Annotated in this window: 18 protein-coding genes; 1 reads left to right on the top strand and 17 read right to left on the bottom strand. The window is 64.8% G+C overall.

The features are described 5' to 3' along the window. Window positions 1-849, top strand: coding sequence for a bifunctional methylenetetrahydrofolate dehydrogenase/methenyltetrahydrofolate cyclohydrolase FolD (gene folD / locus F3K02_RS08195; RefSeq protein WP_177134973.1), 849 nt, complete (start codon window positions 1-3; stop codon window positions 847-849). 105 nt (window positions 850-954) lie between these two features. Here folD and F3K02_RS08200 read toward each other — a convergent pair whose 3' ends face one another. The 17 genes from F3K02_RS08200 to uppS form a co-directional block, all read right to left on the bottom strand. After that, the gene (locus F3K02_RS08200; protein WP_177134975.1) at window positions 955-1,419 is read right to left on the bottom strand and encodes a DUF4149 domain-containing protein; all 465 of its coding nucleotides are present in this window, start codon (window positions 1,417-1,419) and stop codon (window positions 955-957) included. After that, the gene (gene greA / locus F3K02_RS08205) at window positions 1,419-1,895 is read right to left on the bottom strand and encodes a transcription elongation factor GreA (RefSeq protein WP_177134976.1); all 477 of its coding nucleotides are present in this window, start codon (window positions 1,893-1,895) and stop codon (window positions 1,419-1,421) included. Before greA ends, F3K02_RS08200 begins: the two co-directional genes overlap by 1 nt. 141 nt (window positions 1,896-2,036) lie before the next feature. Beyond that, window positions 2,037-5,312, bottom strand: coding sequence for a carbamoyl-phosphate synthase large subunit (gene carB / locus F3K02_RS08210; protein WP_177134978.1), 3,276 nt, complete (start codon window positions 5,310-5,312; stop codon window positions 2,037-2,039). A 30-nt stretch (window positions 5,313-5,342) separates the two neighbouring features. Continuing rightward, complete coding sequence (locus F3K02_RS08215) at window positions 5,343-5,705, bottom strand: hypothetical protein (protein ID WP_177134980.1); 363 nt, start codon at window positions 5,703-5,705, stop codon at window positions 5,343-5,345. Between the two features lie 19 nt (window positions 5,706-5,724). Further along, entirely contained in the window at window positions 5,725-6,885 is a 1,161-nt protein-coding gene (carA, locus tag F3K02_RS08220; protein ID WP_343067038.1) for a glutamine-hydrolyzing carbamoyl-phosphate synthase small subunit, read from the bottom strand. Between the two features lie 265 nt (window positions 6,886-7,150). Continuing rightward, the gene (locus F3K02_RS08225) at window positions 7,151-7,918 is read right to left on the bottom strand and encodes a TrmH family RNA methyltransferase (protein WP_177134983.1); all 768 of its coding nucleotides are present in this window, start codon (window positions 7,916-7,918) and stop codon (window positions 7,151-7,153) included. Then, complete coding sequence (rnhB, locus tag F3K02_RS08230) at window positions 7,915-8,550, bottom strand: ribonuclease HII (protein ID WP_177134984.1); 636 nt, start codon at window positions 8,548-8,550, stop codon at window positions 7,915-7,917. Before rnhB ends, F3K02_RS08225 begins: the two co-directional genes overlap by 4 nt. Then, a complete protein-coding gene (gene lpxB / locus F3K02_RS08235; RefSeq protein WP_177135431.1) occupies window positions 8,522-9,667 on the bottom strand; it encodes a lipid-A-disaccharide synthase in 1,146 nt (381 codons plus the stop codon). Before lpxB ends, rnhB begins: the two co-directional genes overlap by 29 nt. A gap of 19 nt (window positions 9,668-9,686) precedes the next feature. Next, complete coding sequence (lpxA, locus tag F3K02_RS08240) at window positions 9,687-10,475, bottom strand: acyl-ACP--UDP-N-acetylglucosamine O-acyltransferase (RefSeq protein WP_177134987.1); 789 nt, start codon at window positions 10,473-10,475, stop codon at window positions 9,687-9,689. A gap of 19 nt (window positions 10,476-10,494) precedes the next feature. Continuing rightward, window positions 10,495-10,935, bottom strand: coding sequence for a 3-hydroxyacyl-ACP dehydratase FabZ (gene fabZ / locus F3K02_RS08245; protein ID WP_177134989.1), 441 nt, complete (start codon window positions 10,933-10,935; stop codon window positions 10,495-10,497). Beyond that, the gene (gene lpxD / locus F3K02_RS08250; protein WP_177134991.1) at window positions 10,932-11,984 is read right to left on the bottom strand and encodes a UDP-3-O-(3-hydroxymyristoyl)glucosamine N-acyltransferase; all 1,053 of its coding nucleotides are present in this window, start codon (window positions 11,982-11,984) and stop codon (window positions 10,932-10,934) included. The genes fabZ and lpxD overlap by 4 nt, the downstream gene beginning before the upstream one ends. A gap of 18 nt (window positions 11,985-12,002) precedes the next feature. Next, window positions 12,003-12,521, bottom strand: coding sequence for an OmpH/Skp family outer membrane protein (locus F3K02_RS08255; protein WP_177134993.1), 519 nt, complete (start codon window positions 12,519-12,521; stop codon window positions 12,003-12,005). Then, window positions 12,521-14,821 (bottom strand): outer membrane protein assembly factor BamA, encoded by a 2,301-nt coding sequence (gene bamA / locus F3K02_RS08260; RefSeq protein WP_177134995.1) that lies wholly within the window; start codon window positions 14,819-14,821, stop codon window positions 12,521-12,523. Before bamA ends, F3K02_RS08255 begins: the two co-directional genes overlap by 1 nt. Before the next feature lie 12 nt (window positions 14,822-14,833). Further along, on the bottom strand, window positions 14,834-16,201 hold the full coding sequence (rseP, locus tag F3K02_RS08265; RefSeq protein ID WP_177134998.1) for an RIP metalloprotease RseP: 1,368 nt from the start codon (window positions 16,199-16,201) through the stop codon (window positions 14,834-14,836). A gap of 82 nt (window positions 16,202-16,283) precedes the next feature. Then, window positions 16,284-17,471, bottom strand: a complete 1,188-nt coding sequence (gene ispC / locus F3K02_RS08270) for a 1-deoxy-D-xylulose-5-phosphate reductoisomerase (protein WP_177135000.1) — start codon at window positions 17,469-17,471, stop codon at window positions 16,284-16,286. A 5-nt stretch (window positions 17,472-17,476) separates the two neighbouring features. Beyond that, the gene (locus F3K02_RS08275; protein WP_177135002.1) at window positions 17,477-18,310 is read right to left on the bottom strand and encodes a phosphatidate cytidylyltransferase; all 834 of its coding nucleotides are present in this window, start codon (window positions 18,308-18,310) and stop codon (window positions 17,477-17,479) included. Continuing rightward, the gene (gene uppS / locus F3K02_RS08280) at window positions 18,303-19,073 is read right to left on the bottom strand and encodes a polyprenyl diphosphate synthase (protein WP_177135004.1); all 771 of its coding nucleotides are present in this window, start codon (window positions 19,071-19,073) and stop codon (window positions 18,303-18,305) included. The genes F3K02_RS08275 and uppS overlap by 8 nt, the downstream gene beginning before the upstream one ends. Between the last annotated feature and the right edge of the window lie 28 nt (window positions 19,074-19,101).

Raw genomic sequence — 19,101 nt, forward strand, 5'->3', positions numbered from 1 at the left:
ATGACCGCTCAACTGATCGACGGCAACGCCCTCTCCCGCCAACTGCGCGCCGATGTCGCCGCGCGCGTGACCGCCCTCAAGGCTAAAGGCATCACACCCGGGCTGGCCGTGGTTCTGGTTGGCGACAACCAGGCCTCGCAGGTTTACGTGCGCAACAAGGTCAAGGCCTGTGAAGACACCGGCATGCACTCGGTGCTGGAGACCTGGCCCGCGAGCATGAGCGAAGCGGAGCTGCTGGCCCGCGTGGACGCGCTCAACAACGACCCCACGATCCACGGCATCCTGGTGCAACTGCCCCTGCCGGCGCACATCGACGCGCAGAAAGTGATCGAAGCGATTTCGCCCGCCAAGGACGTGGACGGGTTTCACATCGCCAGTGCCGGCGCCCTGATGACCGGCATGCCCGGCTTCTGGCCCTGCACGCCCTATGGCTGCATGAAGATGCTGGAGAGCATCGGTTACGACCTCAAAGGCAAACACGCGGTGGTGATCGGCCGCAGCAACATCGTGGGCAAGCCCATGGCGCTGATGCTGCTGCAGCAGAACGCCACCGTCACCATCTGCCACAGCGGCACGAAAGACCTCAAGGCCATGACGTTGCAGGCCGACGTGATCGTGGCGGCCGTGGGCAAACGCAACGTGCTGACCGCCGACATGGTCAAGCCCGGTGCCGTGGTGCTCGACGTGGGCATGAACCGCAACGACGAAGGCAAGCTCTGCGGCGACGTGGACTTCGCGGGCGTCAAGGAAGTGGCGGGCTACATCACCCCCGTGCCCGGTGGCGTCGGCCCCATGACCATCACGATGCTGATGGTCAATACCTTGGAATCGGCTGAACGGACGAAGTAAGCCTCTCCGGCGCGATAGGGCTTAAGCCCAGGGCACCGCGGAACCGGCTTGACCGGGTCACCAATGCCGCCCCCTGGGTGGTGACGCCGCAGGCGGCGCGGGGGGTTACCTGGAACTGCGCCAGAGAACGGCGCCGGCACACAGCCACTGCCCCAGCACCATCAGCGTGCCCAGGCTGTGCCACATGCGCAGGTCGCCGCCGGTGGCGCGGGCCGTCACGATCTTCTGCGCCACGCCGAACTCTTGCAGCAAGGCCAGCAACATGGCCGCCAGCACGAAGCCCATGGTGGCCAGCACGCGCTGCATGACCAGCAGTTTCGCTGGATCCCCGGCCTCACCGGCCAGTGGAAAGTGGCCCATCGAGCGTTGGCGGCGCAGGATCAGCAACAACGCCAGACCGAGACCCAGTCCAGCCCAGCATTGCAGGGAAAACAGCTTCGCAGCCACGGGACCGGCCACAGCGGGACTGCCCAGGCTGGCGAACAGTGTGGGCACGGCCACAAAGCTCAGGCCCGAGATGCCACCCCACCAGAGCGCTGCGATGAACACCGCCAGCCGCTGCATGGGCATCAGGCGTAGCGCACGGCCACGATTTCGAAGCGACGCGTACCACCCGGGGTCTGGACTTCGGCGGTGTCGCCTTCCTCCTTGCCGATCATGGCGCGTGCGATCGGGCTGCCAATGTTGACCAGGCCGAGCTTGAGGTCGGCCTCGTCTTCGCCCACGATCTGGTAGGTCAGGGCCGCGCCATTGGACACATCTTCCAGGTCCACCGTCGCCCCAAACACCACGCGGCCACCAGCGTCCACGGTGGCCGGATCGATGATCTGGGCCGTCGACAGCTTGCTCTCGATTTCGGCGATCCGGCCTTCGATGAAACCCTGGCGATCTTTTGCCGCGTCGTATTCGGCGTTTTCACTCAGGTCGCCCTGGGCCCGCGCCTCCGCGATCGCGTTGATCACCCAGGGGCGGTCCACGGTCTTCAGCCGCTGCAACTCTTCCTTGAGCTTTTCTGAGCCGCGTTTGGTGATCGGAAAGGTGGACATGTGAACGCTCCAGAGTCTCGGCAAAAACGGGCACGGCGGCCCGCTAGGTACAAAAGGAAACCGCCGAGCGTTGCCGGTCGGCGGTGTAGGGTGACATTATGCCCCGGTGGGCAACCGGGAATCAACCGGGATGACCCCGTGTCAGGCGGTCAGTTGCGCGTGCATCTCCTGCACCGAAATCACGCCCAGGCTGTCCAAGTACTTCATGCCCTCGACCGCCGCTTCGGCGCCGAAGATGGTGGTGAAAGTGGTCACGCGGGCCAGCAGCGACGAGGTGCGGATCGCGCGCGAATCGGCGATGGCGTTGCGGCGCTCTTCCACCGTGTTGATGACCAGGCTGATATCGCCGTTCTTGATCATGTCCACGATGTGCGGGCGGCCTTCGGTGACCTTGTTGACCGTGACCACAGGCACGCCGGCCGCGGCGATGGCCGCAGCGGTGCCGCGTGTGGCCACCAGCTCGAAGCCCATGGCCACCAGCGCGCGCGCGATTTCCACCGCGCGCGGTTTGTCGCCGTTCTTCACGGTCAGGAACACTTTGCCCGACGGGCTGCCGTCGGCCTTCTTAGGCCGAGGCAAATTGGTGCCAGCGCCGAGCTGGCTCTTCACGAATGCTTCGCCGAAGGTCCTGCCCACGCCCATGACCTCACCGGTGGACTTCATCTCGGGGCCGAGAATGGTGTCCACACCGGGGAACTTGACGAACGGGAACACGGCCTCTTTCACGCTGAAGTACGGCGGGTTCACCTCGGCGCCGATGCCCTGCGCGTCCAGCGACTGACCGGCCATGCAGCGCGCGGCCACCTTGGCCAGCTGGATGCCCGTGGCCTTGGAGACGAAAGGCACCGTGCGCGAAGCGCGCGGGTTCACTTCCAGCACGTAGATCACGTCCTGGCCGTCCACTTCCTGGATGGCGAACTGCACGTTCATGAGCCCGATCACGTTCAGGCCTTGGGCCATGGCCGCGGTCTGGCGCTTGAGCTCGTCGATCGTGGCTTGCTTGAGGTAGTACGGTGGCAGCGAACAGGCCGAGTCGCCGCTGTGCACGCCCGCCTGTTCAATGTGTTCCATGACGCCACCGATGAAGACGCGGCCGGTGTGGTCGCGGATCGCGTCCACATCGCACTCGATGGCGTCGTTCAGGAAGCGGTCCAGCAGCACCGGCGAATCGTTGCTCACCTTCACGGCCTCGCGCATGTAACGCTCCAGGTCGCGCTGCTCGTGCACGATTTCCATCGCGCGGCCTCCCAGCACATAGCTGGGGCGCACCACCAGCGGGTAGCCCAGGGCGGCGGCTTTCTCCAGCGCTTCGGGTTCTGCGCGTGCTGTGGCATTGGGCGGCTGGCGCAGCTTCAGTTCGTGCAGCAGCTTCTGGAAGCGTTCACGGTCTTCGGCGGCGTCGATCATGTCGGGGCTGGTGCCGATGATGGGCACGCCCGCGGCCTCCAGGCCGAGCGCGAGCTTCAAGGGCGTCTGGCCGCCGTACTGCACGATCACGCCGGTGGGCTTTTCCTTGTCCACGATCTCCAGCACGTCTTCCAGCGTCAGCGGCTCGAAGTACAGGCGGTCGCTGGTGTCGTAGTCGGTGGACACGGTTTCCGGGTTGCAGTTGACCATGATGGTCTCGTACCCGTCTTCGCGCATGGCCAGCGCGGCGTGCACGCAGCAGTAGTCGAACTCGATACCCTGGCCGATGCGGTTGGGGCCGCCGCCCAGCACCATGATCTTCTTGTTGTTCGTTGGCTCGGCTTCGCACTCGCCGTCTCCGTTGCCTTCGTAGGTGGAGTACAGGTAGGCGGTGTCGGTCGAAAACTCGGCCGCGCAGGTGTCCACGCGCTTGTAGACCGGGCGGATGTTCTGCGCGATGCGGCGCGCGCGCACGGCGGCGTCGGTGGTTTTGAGCAGCTTGGCCAGGCGGCGGTCCGAGAAGCCCTTTTTCTTCAGGCCACGCAGCGTGTCCGCGTCGATGGCGTCCAGGCTGGTCTGCTCCAGCTGGAGTTCGATCTTCACGATCTCTTCGATCTGCACCAGGAACCAGGGGTCGATCTTGGTGAACTGGTGCACCTCGGCCAGCGTCCAGCCGGCCGCAAACGCGTCGCCCACGTACCAGATGCGCTCGGGGCCGGGTTCGCCCAGCTCGCGCTCCAGGGTCTCGCGGTCCTGGGTCTTTTCGTTCATGCCGTCCACGCCGACTTCCAGGCCGCGCAGGGCTTTCTGGAACGACTCCTGGAAGGTGCGGCCCATGGCCATCACCTCGCCGACCGACTTCATTTGAGTCGTCAGGCGGCTGTCGGCGGTGGGGAATTTTTCGAAGGCGAAACGCGGGATCTTGGTCACCACGTAGTCGATGCTGGGCTCGAACGACGCCGGCGTGGCGCCACCCGTGATCTCGTTGCGCAGCTCGTCCAGCGTGTAGCCCACGGCCAGCTTGGCCGCGACCTTGGCGATCGGGAAACCGGTGGCCTTGGACGCCAGCGCCGACGAACGCGACACGCGCGGATTCATCTCGATCACCACCATGCGGCCATCGGCCGGGTTGATGGAGAACTGCACGTTGGAGCCGCCGGTGTCGACGCCGATCTCGCGCAGCACGGCCAGCGAGGCGTTGCGCAGGATCTGGTATTCCTTGTCGGTCAAGGTCTGGGCCGGGGCCACGGTGATGGAGTCACCGGTGTGCACGCCCATCGGGTCGAGGTTTTCGATCGAGCAGATGATGATGCAGTTGTCCGCCTTGTCGCGCACCACTTCCATCTCGTACTCTTTCCAGCCGAGCAGCGACTCTTCGATCAGCAGCTCGTTGGTGGGCGAGGCTTCCAGACCGCGCTTGCAGATGGTTTCGAACTCTTCCGGGTTGTAGGCGATGCCACCCCCGGTACCGCCGAGCGTGAAACTGGGGCGGATAACGACCGGGAAGCCCACCGTCTTCTGCACACCCCAGGCCTCTTCCATGCTGTGGGCAATGCCCGAGCGCGCGGACCCCAGACCGATCTTGGTCATGGCGTCCTTGAACTTCAGGCGGTCCTCGGCCTTGTCGATGGCTTCCGGCGTGGCGCCGATCAGCTCCACGTTGTACTTCTCGAGCACACCGTTGTGCCAGAGGTCGAGCGCGCAGTTGAGCGCGGTCTGGCCGCCCATGGTCGGCAGGATCGCGAAGCCACCGGCCGTGAGCGGGCGCTCCTTGGCGATGATCTTCTCCACCGTCTGCCAGGTGATGGGCTCGATGTAGGTGACGTCGGCCGTGGCCGGGTCGGTCATGATCGTGGCGGGGTTGCTGTTGATCAGCACGACCTTGTAGCCCTCTTCGCGCAGCGCCTTGCAGGCCTGCACGCCGGAGTAGTCGAACTCACAGGCCTGGCCGATGATGATCGGGCCGGCGCCGATGATGAGCACGGTCTGGATGTCTGTTCTTTTGGGCATGGTTCGCTTGTGTGTCGTTGCGCGGTCCGCTCAGGACTGGCGCTGGGTTTCCAGTTTGTTCAGCAGCGCCTGCACGCGTTCGGCAGGCACGTTTTTCTGCATCAGCTGCAGCAGGCCGTCGCCTTCGATCATCGGACGCAACACCTCGATTTCGGCCGGGTAGAACAGCGCGTCCCAGGCGGTCATTTCGGTGTTGAAGGTCTCGTCGTCCCAGGTCTTGCCCTTGGCCAGCAGCGTCACCAGCGGCATGGCCTTGTTCTCCACGAAGGCCTTGCGGTAGGGCTTCTGCGCCCAGCGCTGGGCAAACCAGTCCTTGTGCGGCGCCTCCAGCGTCAGCATGCGCTTGGCAACCGCCTTCTCCACCGCAAACACCGGAAAACTGAAGAGCTTCATGGAATGACCTTGGTGGGAATCAGGCGGGCACGCGGTCTTGCATGAGCGCAATAAAGCGGTCGAACAGGTAACCGATGTCGTGCGGGCCGGGCGAGGCTTCCGGGTGTCCCTGGAAGCAGAAAGCCGGCTTGTCGGTGCGTGCCAGGCCCTGCAGCGTGCCGTCGAACAGGCTCACGTGCGTGGCGCGCAGGTTGTCCGGCAGGTTCTTCTCGTCCACCGCGAAACCGTGGTTCTGGCTGGTGATGCTCACGCGGCCGTTGTCCAGGTCTTTAACCGGGTGGTTGGCGCCGTGGTGGCCGAACTTCATCTTGAAGGTCCTGGCACCACTGGCCAGCGCCATGATCTGGTGGCCCAGGCAGATGCCGAAGGTGGGCACGCCGCTCTCGATGATCTCGCGCGTGGCGGTGATCGCGTAGTCGCAAGGTTCCGGGTCGCCGGGACCGTTGGACAGGAACACGCCGCTGGGCTTGAGCTTGAACACGTCGGCCGCGGGCGTCTGCGCCGGCACGACGGTGATCTTGCAACCGCGCTGGGCCAACATGCGCAGGATGTTGTGCTTGACGCCGAAGTCGTAGGCGACGACGTGGAACCTCGGCGCGATCTGCTCGCCGTAGCCGAAGCCGAGTTGCCACTCGGTTTGCGTCCAGGCGTAGGGCGCTTCGGCCGACACGACCTTGGCCAGATCCTGGCCCGCCATGTTGGGCGCGGCCTTGGCGGCAGCGATGGCCAGGGCGCGGTGCGCCTCGGTCAGGGCTTCACCAGCGGCCAGCGCCACGATGCAACCGTTCTGCGCGCCGTGGGTGCGCAGGCGGCGCGTGAGCGCGCGCGTGTCCAGGTCGGCAATGGCGACCGTGCCCTCGCGCTGCAGGTATTCGGACAGGGTCTCGGTGCTGCGGAAGTTGGACGCGAGCAGGGGCAGGTCTTTGATGATCAGGCCAGCGGCGTGGATGCGCGAGGCCTCCACGTCTTCACGGTTCACACCGGTGTTGCCGATGTGTGGGTAGGTCAGCGTGACGATTTGCTGGCAATAGCTCGGATCGGTCAGGATTTCCTGGTAGCCGGTGAGCGAGGTGTTGAACACCACTTCGCCCGAAGTCTGGCCGGTTGCACCGATGGAAATGCCTGTAAAGACCGTGCCGTCGGCGAGCGCGAGAAGGGCTTTCGGATGGACGGGAAGCACGGTTTTCTCCAGAGATTTTTTGGACGCAACCGCGCCCGCCATGGGAATCAACCGGGGAAGATTCGCGCCCGCTCCCGGAGCGCCGCGAACGGGTCGCAGCCGGGGGAAAGGACGGGGAACCTGGGCAGGAAGCCGGGGCGGACGCAGCGGGTTGCGTCGATTGCGGGTAAACCCCGGAATTATAGCCGCTCACCCTCTGCGATTCGCCTCACCACGCCCCGAAAACGGGCATGTTTCAGGGCTCGTGCAGGCGGGTAACCCGGTTTCAGCGCCCGGCCGCGCTGGCGTGCAGGCAGATCGCCGCCGCCGCCGCCACGTTGAGCGACTCTTCGCCGCCTGGCTGGGCGATACGCACCTTTTGCGTTGCGAGCGCTTCCAGAGCCGGGCTCACGCCCTGCCCTTCGTGCCCGAGCACCCAGGCACAGGGCCAGGGCAACCGGGCCCTGTGCAGGAAATCGCCCTGGTGCGAACTGGTCACCAGCAGCGGCACCGACAGGCCGGCCAGATCGTCCACCGACAGCCCCTCCACCAGGTGCAGTCCAAAGTGCGCGCCCATGCCGGCGCGCAACACCTTGGGCGACCACAGCGCCGCCGTGCCCTTGAGCGCCAGCACCTGGGCAAAGCCCATGGCCGCTGCGCTGCGCAGGATGGAGCCCACGTTGCCCGCGTCCTGCAACCGGTCCAGCACCACCGCTGCGGCACCGCTCTGCAGCGCAGCCGCTTGGGGCAGTTCCCAGACAAAACCCACACCCGCCGGGGACTCGAGACCGCTGATGCCGGCCATCAGCGCATCGGGAACGGTGACGATGTGGTCGGCCGCATCGCGCAGATCGTGCGGCGCCTGGCGCCAGAACGTCTCGGAAAAAACGGCGGTGACCGGCCGGAGTCCCCGGGCCAGCAGCGCGCGGCAGAGGTGATCGCCCTCCAGCCAGACCTGGCCCTGCTTGCGGTAGGCGGCGTTGTCTTGTGCGAGTACACGCAGGCGCTTGAGCAGCGGGTTGTCGCGCGAGGTGATGGCGGTGGGGGCGTTCATGGCTTGGCTTGGGTGGTGGCCAGCACGCGCGCGACCGGTGCAAAGGAGCGGCGGTGTTCGGGCAAGGCGCCGTGGGTTTGCAGCGCCTGCAGGTGGACCACGGTGCCATAACCTTTGTGACGATCGAACCCGTATTCCGGATGCTGCAGGTGCAGCTCCTCCAGCAGGCGATCGCGCGTGACTTTGGCGAGGATCGAGGCCGCCGAAATGGCGGGCACCAGCGCATCGCCAGACACAATCGCTTCTGCCAACACGTCCAGCGCCGGCAGGCGGTTGCCATCCACCAGCACCTTGTTCGGTTTGAGACGCAGCCCCTGCACCGCGCGCTGCATCGCGAGCATTGTGGCCTGCAGGATGTTGAGGCGGTCGATCTCCTCCACCGAGGCCATCGCGATGCTGCAGCACAGCGCCTTGGCGCGAATTTCGTCGTAGAGCTTTTCGCGCCGCTTGGCGGTGAGCTGCTTGGAGTCGGCCAGGCCCCTGATGGGTTTGCGTTCGTCCAGGATCACGGCCGCGGCCACCACCGGACCGGCCAGCGGGCCGCGCCCGGCCTCGTCCACGCCGGCCACCAGACCGGGCACGTCCCAGACCAGGGAGGCCTGTTCAGCTTTGAAGAACTTTTTCGATCGCATCGGTCGCGAGTTGGGCGGTGTCACGGTGCAAGGTTTGATGCAATTCAGCGAACCGCGCCTGCAAGGCGGTGACTTTGTCGGGAGCGTCCAGCCAGTCCAGCGTGGCGCGGGCCAGTGCCTCGGGCGTTGCCGCGTCCTGCAGCAGCTCGGGCACGACGAATTCGCCGCACAGGATGTTCGGCAGACCCACCCAGGGCTGCAATTGTTTGCGGCGCATGATGTGCCAGGACAGGCGGTTCATGTTGTAGGCGATCACCATCGGCCGCTTGAACAGCGCGGCTTCCAGGGTGGCGGTACCGCTGGCGATCAGGGTGACATCGCAGGCGGCCAGCACGGCGTGCGATTGACCGTCAACGAGGACCAGTGCGTCACCCAGACCGCTGGCCGCCGCCAAGTGGGCGATGCGTTCGCGCAGCGCCGGTACCACCGGCACGACAAAACGAAGCCCTGGCCGGGCCTTGAGCATCGCGACCGCGGCCGCAAAAAACCGCTCGGCGAGGTACTGCACCTCTGATGCCCGGCTGCCCGGGAGAATCGCCACCACGCAGTCCTCGTCGTGCAAGCCCAGCTGGCGCCGGGCGGCGGCGCGATCGGGCACCATGGGGATCATGTGCGCGATCGGATGGCCCACGTAGGTGGAAGCGATGCCGTGTTCGGCCAGCAGGGCCGGCTCAAACGGAAAAATGCAAAGCACATGGTCGGCCCCGCGCCGCACCTTTTCGATCTTCTCAGGCCGCCAGGCCCAGAAAGAGGGGCAGACGAAATGCACGGTACGCACGCCCGCGGCCTTGAGGTCGGCTTCCAGTCCAAAATTGAAATCGGGCGCATCCACGCCGATGAACAGCGCGGGCTGCTGTGCCAGCAGGCGCTCGCGCAAGCGTTTACGGATGCGCAGAATACCCAGCAGCTTGGGCAGCACCTCCAGGTAGCCCCGAACGGCGAGTTGGTCGCTCGGCCACCAGGCGTCAAATCCTTGCTCGACCATGCGCGGGCCGCCAATGCCTCCGGCCACCAGATCGGGCCAGCGCTGGCGCATGCTCTTCAGCAAGAGGCCGGCGAGCAGATCGCCGGACGTCTCGCCAGCCACCATCGCAAACCGGCGTTGCCCTGCTTCCATGGATGGGAACGACAAACCGTCAGCGGGCGATGCCGCGGGTCGCAGAAGCGAGAAAGCGGTTCATCATGTCCACATCGGGTGCCGCCTCGGGCAGGTCGCTCGCCAACGCCTCGATGCCACTGCGTGACTGCTCCAGGGTGAGGCCCTGGCGGTACAGCAGCTTGTGCATCAGTTTCACGGCGGCAACCCGCTCGGGCGAGAAGCCGCGGCGACGCAGACCCACGACGTTGAAGCCACGCACCGCCAGCGGATTGCCATCCACCAGCATGAAAGGCGGCACATCCTGCGACACCGCGCTGGCAAAACCGATCATGGCGTGCGCGCCCACCGACACGAACTGGTGGATACCCGTGAGGCCACCCACGGTGACCCAGTCGGCCAGGTGCACGTGCCCGGCCAGCGTGGTGTTGTTCGCCAGGGTCGTGTGGTTGTCGACGTGGCAGTCGTGGGCGATGTGGGTGTAGGCCATGATCCAGTTGTCATGGCCCACGCTGGTCACGCCACCCGCACCGGGCACACCCAGGTTGAAGGTGCAGAACTCGCGGATGGTGTTGCGGTCGCCGATGGTGAGCTCAGTGGGTTCACCAGCGTACTTTTTGTCCTGCGGGACCGCACCCAGCGAGTTGAACTGGAAAATGCGGTTGTCCCGTCCAATGGTGGTGCGACCTTCGATGACGCAATGCGCGCCCACCGTGGTGCCCGCACCGATCTTCACATGCGGGCCGATGACGGTGTAAGGACCGATGCTGACCGTGCCATCGATCTCGGCCGCCGGGTCCACCAGCGCCGTGGCATGAATCTTTGTCACGAACTGATCTCCGCTGCGCTCAGGCGACGGTGCGCATGGTGCACATCAGTTCGGCTTCGCAGACCATCTTGCCGTCCACGGTGCACACACCCTTGAACTTGAATATGCCGGCCTTCATGCGCTCCAGCGTCACGTCCATGATCAGCTGGTCGCCCGGTTCAACCGGGCGCTTGAAGCGCGCCGCGTCAATGCCGGCGAAGTAATAGACCGACTTTTCATCGGGGACCGAGCCCACCACTTCGAAGGCCAGCAAGGCGGCTGCCTGCGCCATGGCTTCGAGCATGAGCACACCGGGCATCACGGGCCGGTGCGGAAAGTGCCCTTCAAAAAAGGGCTCGTTCATGGTCACATTCTTCAGCGCCTTGATGCGCTTGCCCGGTTCGAGTTCGAGCACACGGTCCACCAGCAGGAACGGATAACGGTGTGGCAACTTCTTGAGAATCTGGTGGATGTCCATCATGGCTTGGGCGTCACTTGGGTCGCTTGTTCGATGGCCTGCTCCACGGCCTTGAGCCGTTCGCGCAGGCGGTTGAGTTGTTTGAGGGAGGCGGCATTCTTTTCCCAGCTCGCATTGTCGTCGATGGGAAACATGCCGGTGTAGTGACCAGGCCTGGAAATGGAGCGCGTCACCACGGAAGCCGCCGAGATGTTCACGCCATCGGCCAGGGTCAGATGCCCGAGCACCACCGCACCACCACCCACGGTGCAGTGGGCACCGATGGTGGCGCTGCCCGCCACCCCCACGCAACCGGCCATGGCCGAGTGCGCCCCGATGTGCACGTTGTGGCCGATCTGGATCAGGTTGTCGAGCTTGACGCCGTCTTCGATGACGGTGTCGTCCAGCGCACCACGGTCGATGCAGGTATTGGCGCCGATCTCGACATCGTTTCCGATGCGCACCGCGCCCAGCTGCTCGATCTTGACCCACTGACCTTTGTGAGGCGCAAAGCCGAATCCATCGGCACCAATCACCACTCCTGGGTGCAGCACGCAGCGTTCACCCACGCTGCAACGTTCGCCCAGGGTGACACGCGGGTGCAGCAATGACTGCTCTCCGACCATGGCGCCCGCGCCGATCACCGTGTGTGAACCCAGACGCGCACCGGCACCGATGCGGGCACCGGGTCCGACGGTCACGAAAGCTGCAATGTCCACGCCCTCGCCGATCAAGGCGTCGGGGTGGATGCTGGCCAGCGGATCGATCCGGGGTTCGGGTCGGGGTTCGTGCTGCGCCCGCCACCACTGGGTCAGACGGGCAAAGTAGAGGTAGGGATCGTCCGTCACGATGCAGGCACCACGAAGAGCGGCCACGGCCTGCAAGGCCGGTGGAACGATCAGCGCCGATGCGCGGGTGGTCTCGATCTGGCTGGCGTATCGGGCCTGCGCCACGAACGCGAGGTCGTGCGTGCCCGCCGTGGACAAAGGTGCGAGCCGCTGGATGAGCGCATGGGCGTCGCCGTGCAACTGACCACCCAGGGCCTCAACAATAGACCCCAGGGATCTCGACATCGTCAACCCCGCGGCGCCTTATTTGGCGCTGTTCAAAGCATCAATCACCTTGGCCGTGATGTCGAGCTTCGGGTTGATATAGGCCGCGTCCTGGATGATCAGGTCGTATTTTTCAGCCTCGGCGACCTTCTTGAGCGCACGATTGGCCCGATCAACCACTTGTTGAAGGGCTTCACTCTTCCGGAGGGCCAGATCTTCCTGGAACTCCCGCTGCTTGCGCTGGAATTCGCGATCCTGCTCCACCAGCTGGCGCTGGCGGGTGATCCGCTGCGCCTCGGGCAGCGTCGGTGCTTCGCGTTCAAACTTCTCAGAAGAACTTTTCAGCTGAACACCGAGGGCCTGGATCTCTTTCTCACGCGGTGAGAAATCCTGCTCCAGTTTTGCCGTCAGGGATTTGGCCAACGCCGAGTCCCGGACAATCGAGTCCAGGTTGACGGCGCCGATCCGAACTTCCTGAGCCGACACAGACGACCCTGCGGCCGCCATCAGAAAAACCGACAGCAACCCGTGCAAAAAGAGCCGAGGAAACTTGTTCATCAAAAGGACGTTCCGATCTGAAACTGGAATTTCTGGATTCTATCCCCGTCGAACTTGCGCACAGGGTTGGCATAGGCAAAACGCAGAGGGCCGATGGGCGAGATCCAGCTCAGGCCCACACCAACGGAGGCCCGCATTTCGCCGAAGTCCACTTTCTGCGATTCGCCAAACACGTTGCCCACGTCGACAAAGCCGAACCAGCGCAAGGTGCGGTCGTTGCCCGCGCCCGGGAAGGGTGCGATGAACTCCAGATTGGCCACAAAATTGCGCGCGCCACCGATGTTGACGGTCTCACCCGTGGTGGATCCGATGACCGCCGACGTGGGGCCCAGGGTGCCTTGCTCAAAGCCACGAACCGAACCAAGGCCGCCGCCGTAGAAGTTGCGCAACACCGGAAAAGGCTCTCCGCCCATGCCCTTGCCGACACCCAGCTCGGTGTTGAAGGCCAGCGTGTACTGGCGCGTCAAGGGAACGTATTGCTGGAACTGGTAGCTCAGCTTGACATAGCGCTTGTCGCTGCCCAGACCAAATTCGGTGTTGAAACGCTGCAAACGGCCGTCGGACGGCACGAGCGCACTGTCGCGCTCGTCGCGGGCCCAGCCAATGGTGGCCGGCAGGTAGGTTCCGCCCTGGCCACGGTAGGCTTCGGGCAATTGATCGCCTTCATCGACCTTCACGCGCTCGGCACCCACACCGAAGTAGACGGTGTCGCGTTCGGTGAATGGCACCCCGAAGCGCACACCGACACCGGGGGTGGAGATCTCGTAGTCACCACCTTGGGCGTCGTAGGGGCGCGTGGTCTTGTAGTACAGGTCGAAGGTGCGGGAAATGCCGTCCGCCGTGAAATACGGATTGGTGGTGCTCAGCACGAACTGGCGGTTGAACTCACTGGTGTTGAGGTCCAGTCCCAGGTAGTTGCCACTGCCGAACACGTTCTCCTGCTTGATGCTGGCCAGGAATGACAGCTTGTCAGCCTGGGAATAACCAGCGCCGATGGACAGGTTGCCGGTCGGCTTCTCTGCGACGCTCACCGTCAGGTCCACCTGGTCATTGGTGCCGGGCACGGGCTCGGTATCGATCCCGACCTCGGTGAAAAAGCCCAGACGGTCCACCCGGTCGCGCGACAGGCGGATGCGGTCGCTGTCGTACCAGGCCGATTCGAGCTGACGGAACTCGCGGCGGATGACTTCGTCGCGCGTGCGGTTGTTGCCTTCCACATTGATGCGGCGCACATAGACGCGGCGCGACGGCTGGGCGCGCAACACGAACGCCACCCGGTTGTTGACACGGTCGATCTCTGGCGCGGCTTCGACTTGTGCGAAAGCGTAGCCAAACCCACCAAAGTAGTCGGTGAACGCCTTGACTGTGCGACTCACGTCTTCGGCGTTGTAGGCCTCGCCCACCTTCAGGCTGACGAGCGACTTGAACTCTTCTTCCTTGCCCAGGTACTCGCCCTGCAAGGCCACCGACGACACCACAAAACGATTGCCTTCGGTGATGTTGATGGTGACCGACATGTCTTGCTTGTCGGGCGAGATGGCCACCTGGGTCGAATCGACCCGGAACTCCAGGTAGCCACGTGTCAGGTAGTGCGAACGCAAGTTCTCGAGGTCGGCGTTGAGCTTGGCGCGCGAATAGCGGTCGGACTTGGTGTACCAGCTCAGCCAGCCACCGGTATCCAGATCAAACAGGTTGCGCAGGGTGGCTTCACTGAAGGCCTGGTTGCCAACGATGCGGATGTCCTTGATCTTGGCCACATCGCCCTCGATCACGCTGAAGTTCAGGTTGACGCGGTTGCGCTCGCCCGGCGTGACCGTGGTGGCGACCTGAGCGGCGTACATGCTGCGGTTGATGTACTGGCGCTTGAGTTCCTGCTCGGCACGATCGGCCAACGCCTTGTCATAAGGCCGTCCTTCGGCCAGACCGACGTCACGCAGGGACTTCTTGAGCACCTCGGCATCAAACTCCTTGATGCCGGAAAAGCTCACATCGGCCACCGTGGGACGTTCTTCGACGATCACCACCAGCACATCACCGTTGACCTGCAGGCGAACGTCGCTGAAAAGGCCCAGACCAAACAGCGAGCGGATCGCCGTGGAGCCCTTTTCATCGTTGTACTGCTCGCCGATACGGAATGGCAACGAGGCGAACACGGTGCCGGGCTCCACACGTTGCAGGCCCTCGACGCGGATGTCGCGCAGGGTGAACGGGTCCACCGCCCATGCGGGCAAGGCCGTCAGCAAGAGGGACGCTGCCGCTGTGAACGACAAGCCACGCAGTCTGTTTGTGATTATTTTCATGAGGATAAACGTTCAGCCTGCCAAGCGGGCCACATCATTGAACAAGGCGACGGACATCAACGCCAGAAGAATCGCAACACCACCGCGCTGCAGGCGCTCCATCCAGACGTCAGACACGCTGCGCCCGGTCACACCCTCCCAAAGATAATACATCAGGTGCCCTCCATCGAGGACCGGCAGCGGCAACAGGTTGAGCACCCCCAGGCTGACGCTGATCAGCGCCAGAAACAACAGATAGGAAGTCAGGCCCAGGCTGGCCGATTTGCCCGCGTAGTCGGCAATCGTCAAAGGGCCGCTGAGGTTCTTGATCGAGGCCTCGCCGATCACCATGCGCCCCATCATCTTGAGCGTGAGCCAGGAAACCTCCCACGTGCGCACGGCGCCCAGCCACAAACCGTCCACCGGCCCATGGCGCACCAGGGTCATGGCGGGCGCAGCACCCACGTAGGCACCAATGCGCCCGACCCAGGCGCCTTCGATCTGCTCGGGTTTCGGCCGCACCGGCAAGGTCAGGCGTTCGGCACCCCGCTGCAGCAGCCACTGTTGCTCGCGCGGCTCCCCCTGCGGGCCCACCGCTTCGCGAATCAGGGTGCGCAGGCTTTGACCATCGGCCACCGCTCGGCCGTCCACCTGCAGCACCAGATCGCCCACGCGCAAGCCGGCGGCTTCGCCTGCGCCGCCCGGCAGCATCTCGCCCAGCTGGGGTGCGGTCCAGGGCGCCAGGATGCCGATGCGCCGGAACAGGCTCGCGTCGGCATCGCGCACGTCCAGCGTGCTCAGGGGCAAGGTGATGGCGTGCGCGGGCTCACCCTCTCCGCGCGCCACCCACAGCGTCATGTCTTCGCCCGACAGAGCCGCTTGTGTCAATTGCCAGCGCAGATCTTCAAACGACGACACGGCAACCGGCTCGGAATCGCTACCCGCGCCCATCTGTGAAACCCACTCGCCGCCTTGCAGCCCCGCCTGTTGCGCCAGCGAACCGGCCACCGGCGCCGCCAGCACCGGCTTGGGCTCTTCCACACCCGACCAGTTCACCACCGCATACAACAGCACGGCGAGCAACAGGTTGGCCACCGGCCCCGCTGCCACGATGGCGGCGCGCGACTTCAGCGGCTGGGTGTTGAATGCGAGATGGCGCTCGGCGGCGTCCACCGGCGCTTCGCGCTCGTCCAGCATGCGCACATAACCGCCCAGGGGCAGCGCACACAGCACGAACTCGGTCGGGCTACCCTTGCGTTGCCAGCGCAGCAGGGGTTTGCCGAAACCGACCGAGAAACGCAGCACTTTCACGCCACAGGCCACAGCCACCCGGTAGTGCCCGTATTCGTGCACGGTGATCAGCAGGCCGAGGGCCACCACAAAAGCGATCAGGGTCAACATGGGCAGGGTCCTGCAATGACAGGGACAAGCTTGTTCAGGGACGACACCGACCGCCGGTGTCCGCGACCGTCAGGAACTTCGGTCAGGCCGCGCAACGTGCAACCACCGTCCCAGCCACTGCGCGTGCCTCGGCATCGATGGCCATCAGATCACCCAGGCCCACCGGCTTGGAGGGGCTCATGGCGCCCAAAGTTGCATGGTTGACCGCGTGAATCTGGTCAAAGCGCAGTCGCCGGTCGAGAAACGCGGCCACGGCCACCTCATTGGCCGCGTTGAGCACGGCGGTGGTGCCGACCGGACCGGCCAGAGACTCCCAGGCCAGTCGCAGACCGGGGAAGCGCTGGTCGTCCGGTTTCTCGAAACTGAGTGCGCCCAAGGTCGAAAAATCAAGCGCCGCAGCACCCGACGCGATGCGCTCGGGCCAGGAAAGCCCATAGGCAATGGGCACACGCATGTCGGGCGTGCCCAGTTGTGCCACCACCGAACGGTCGTGGTACTGCACCATGGAGTGGATCACGCTCTGCGGGTGGATCACCACCTCGATCTGCGCTGGCGCCAGACCGAACAGGTAGCGGGCCTCGATCACCTCTAGCGCCTTGTTCATCATGGTCGCGGAATCCACCGAGATCTTGCGTCCCATGACCCAGTTCGGGTGGGCGCAGGCCTCTTCGGGTGTGACGAGATGGAGGGTTTGCGGATCACGCTGGCGGAACGGCCCACCGGAAGCCGTGAGCACGATCTTTTCCACCCGGCGTTCCCAGGTGGCGTGATCTTCGGGCAGCGACTGGAAAACCGCCGAGTGCTCGCTGTCGATGGGCAACAACGTCGCCCCGCCCTCGCGCACCGCCCGCATGAACAGCTCACCGCCCACCACCAGGGCCTCCTTGTTGGCCAGCAGCAGCTTCTTGCCGGCCTGCGCCGCGGCGAGGCTGGGGGCCAGTCCGGCCGCCCCCACAATCGCCGCCATCACGGCGTGCACCTCGGGGTCGGAACTGACTTCGCACAGCGCTCGGTCGCCCGCCAGCACCTGAACCGGCAAGCCCAGCGCTTTCACGCGGGCGGCCAGTTGCGCGGCATGGGGGGCGCTGGCCATCACGGCGTAGCGCGGGGAAAAAACCTGGCACTGCTGGAGCAAGATTTCCACCTGGGTGGCCGCGGTGAGGGCATACACCCGGTAGCGGTCGGGATGGCGGGCGATCACATCCAGCGTGCTGGTACCGATCGATCCGGTCGACCCGAGAATGGTGATGTTCTGGTGAAAAGCGGTCATGGTGTTCAGAGAGTGACCAGCATCATGGCCAGTGGCAACACGGGCAGCAGCGCATCCACCCGGTCCAGCACACCGCCGTGTCCTGGCAGGAGTTGGCTGGAGTCTTTCATGCCTGCGCTGCGTTTGACCAGCGATTCCAGCAGATCCCCCACCACGCTCATGGCGGTCAGGCCAATCACGGCCAGCCACGAAACCAGCTCGCCCAGCGTCTGCAGACGGGTGAACAGACTGGGCTGATCGGTGAGCTGCTGTCCATCGAACCAGCGCCATCCCAGTCCGAGCAACAGGACCCCCGCGAGCCCGCTGACCACCCCTTCCCAGCTCTTGCCGGGACTCAGCGTGGGTGCCAGCTTGCGCCGCCCGAAGGCACGCCCGCCGGCATACGCCGCGATATCGGCCATCCAGACGAGGCTCAACACGGAGAGCAGAAAGCCCACCCCCAGTTGACGCGCCTGCACCAGCGCCAGCCAGGCACAGGCCAGCAACAACAGCCCCAGCCCCAGCCGGATCGCCGCAGGCCAGGCGCTCCAGCCAGCCACACCACGTCGCAGCATCACCACAGCCAGACCGACCCAGACCAGGGAAGACACCAGCCAGACCGGTCGCCAGGTCTGTTCCAGTCCACCCAGCAGCCAGAACGCCAGCAACGCCAGCCCCAAGCCCAGCCCCACAGCCTTGGCCATGGTTGGCGCACAGGCGTTGAGCCGTGCCCACTCCCAGCCGCCCGCCACCATGAGCAGCAGCGACAACAATACAAAGGGCTCGCTGGACGGGTAGAACAAGGCGGGCAACAAGACCGCCATCAAGAGCAGCGCAGTGATGATGCGCTGTTTAAGCATGGTGTGGTCCGGCTTGGACACCCGTCGCCGGGCTCTTGACCACCTGATCCGATGTCTGACCAAAACGGCGCTCGCGACCGGCGTAGTCGGCGAAGGCGCGGTCCAGCTCCGCCGCATCAAAGTCGGGCCAGAGGCAGGGCGTAAAAAACAGTTCGGCGTAGGCGGCTTGCCAAAGCAGGAAGTTGCTGATCCGCATCTCGCCGCCGGTGCGGATCAGCAGGTCCGGATCGCCCGAATGCGCCAGCGCGGTGGTTTCACACAAACTGGCTTCGGTGATGTCACGCCCCTCGGCCACCAGTCGGCGCGCCGCCTGCGCGATGTCCCAGCGCCCACCGTAGTTGAAACAGACGTTGAGCACCATGCGCTGGTTGTGGGCGGTGGCGTCCTGCGCCCGTTGCAGACCCTGAACCACCCTGGGCGAAAGCCCGCTGCGATCACCCGGAAAATACAGCCGCACGCCGTTCTTGGTCAGCTTGGGCACCTCGCGCGACAAGGCCATGACCAGCAGGTTCATCAAACCGGACACCTCGTCCACTGGACGGCTCCAGTTTTCGGAAGAAAAGGCAAAAACCGTGAGCACCTGAACACCTCGCTCCAGGCAAGCCCGCACCGTGTTGCGCAGTGCATCGACCCCTTGTTTGTGGCCGGCCACCCGCGGCAGATGGCGCCGCTGCGCCCAGCGGCCGTTGCCATCCATCACGATGGCCACATGGTGCGGCACGATGACAGGAGATGTCGGATCGGAAGGCAAGGAATCGGTCATCAAGACACGGGTTCAGAAAACAGGCAAG

It is taken from the genome of Hydrogenophaga aromaticivorans, from assembly GCF_013387465.1.
Classification (GTDB): domain Bacteria; phylum Pseudomonadota; class Gammaproteobacteria; order Burkholderiales; family Burkholderiaceae_C; genus Hydrogenophaga; species Hydrogenophaga aromaticivorans.

Excerpts from the sequence above, each read along its gene's own strand:
- folD (WP_177134973.1), top strand. The coding sequence starts at position 1 with ATGACCGCTCAACTGATCGACGGCAACGCCCTCTCCCGCCAACTGCGC.
- F3K02_RS08200 (WP_177134975.1), bottom strand. The coding sequence starts at position 1,419 with ATGCCCATGCAGCGGCTGGCGGTGTTCATCGCAGCGCTCTGGTGGGGT.
- greA (WP_177134976.1), bottom strand. The coding sequence starts at position 1,895 with ATGTCCACCTTTCCGATCACCAAACGCGGCTCAGAAAAGCTCAAGGAA.
- carB (WP_177134978.1), bottom strand. The coding sequence starts at position 5,312 with ATGCCCAAAAGAACAGACATCCAGACCGTGCTCATCATCGGCGCCGGC.
- F3K02_RS08215 (WP_177134980.1), bottom strand. The coding sequence starts at position 5,705 with ATGAAGCTCTTCAGTTTTCCGGTGTTTGCGGTGGAGAAGGCGGTTGCC.
- F3K02_RS08225 (WP_177134983.1), bottom strand. The coding sequence starts at position 7,918 with ATGAACGCCCCCACCGCCATCACCTCGCGCGACAACCCGCTGCTCAAG.
- rnhB (WP_177134984.1), bottom strand. The coding sequence starts at position 8,550 with ATGCGATCGAAAAAGTTCTTCAAAGCTGAACAGGCCTCCCTGGTCTGG.
- lpxB (WP_177135431.1), bottom strand. The coding sequence starts at position 9,667 with ATGGAAGCAGGGCAACGCCGGTTTGCGATGGTGGCTGGCGAGACGTCC.
- fabZ (WP_177134989.1), bottom strand. The coding sequence starts at position 10,935 with ATGATGGACATCCACCAGATTCTCAAGAAGTTGCCACACCGTTATCCG.
- lpxD (WP_177134991.1), bottom strand. The coding sequence starts at position 11,984 with ATGTCGAGATCCCTGGGGTCTATTGTTGAGGCCCTGGGTGGTCAGTTG.
- F3K02_RS08255 (WP_177134993.1), bottom strand. The coding sequence starts at position 12,521 with ATGAACAAGTTTCCTCGGCTCTTTTTGCACGGGTTGCTGTCGGTTTTT.
- bamA (WP_177134995.1), bottom strand. The coding sequence starts at position 14,821 with ATGAAAATAATCACAAACAGACTGCGTGGCTTGTCGTTCACAGCGGCA.
- rseP (WP_177134998.1), bottom strand. The coding sequence starts at position 16,201 with ATGTTGACCCTGATCGCTTTTGTGGTGGCCCTCGGCCTGCTGATCACC.
- ispC (WP_177135000.1), bottom strand. The coding sequence starts at position 17,471 with ATGACCGCTTTTCACCAGAACATCACCATTCTCGGGTCGACCGGATCG.
- F3K02_RS08275 (WP_177135002.1), bottom strand. The coding sequence starts at position 18,310 with ATGCTTAAACAGCGCATCATCACTGCGCTGCTCTTGATGGCGGTCTTG.
- uppS (WP_177135004.1), bottom strand. The coding sequence starts at position 19,073 with ATGACCGATTCCTTGCCTTCCGATCCGACATCTCCTGTCATCGTGCCG.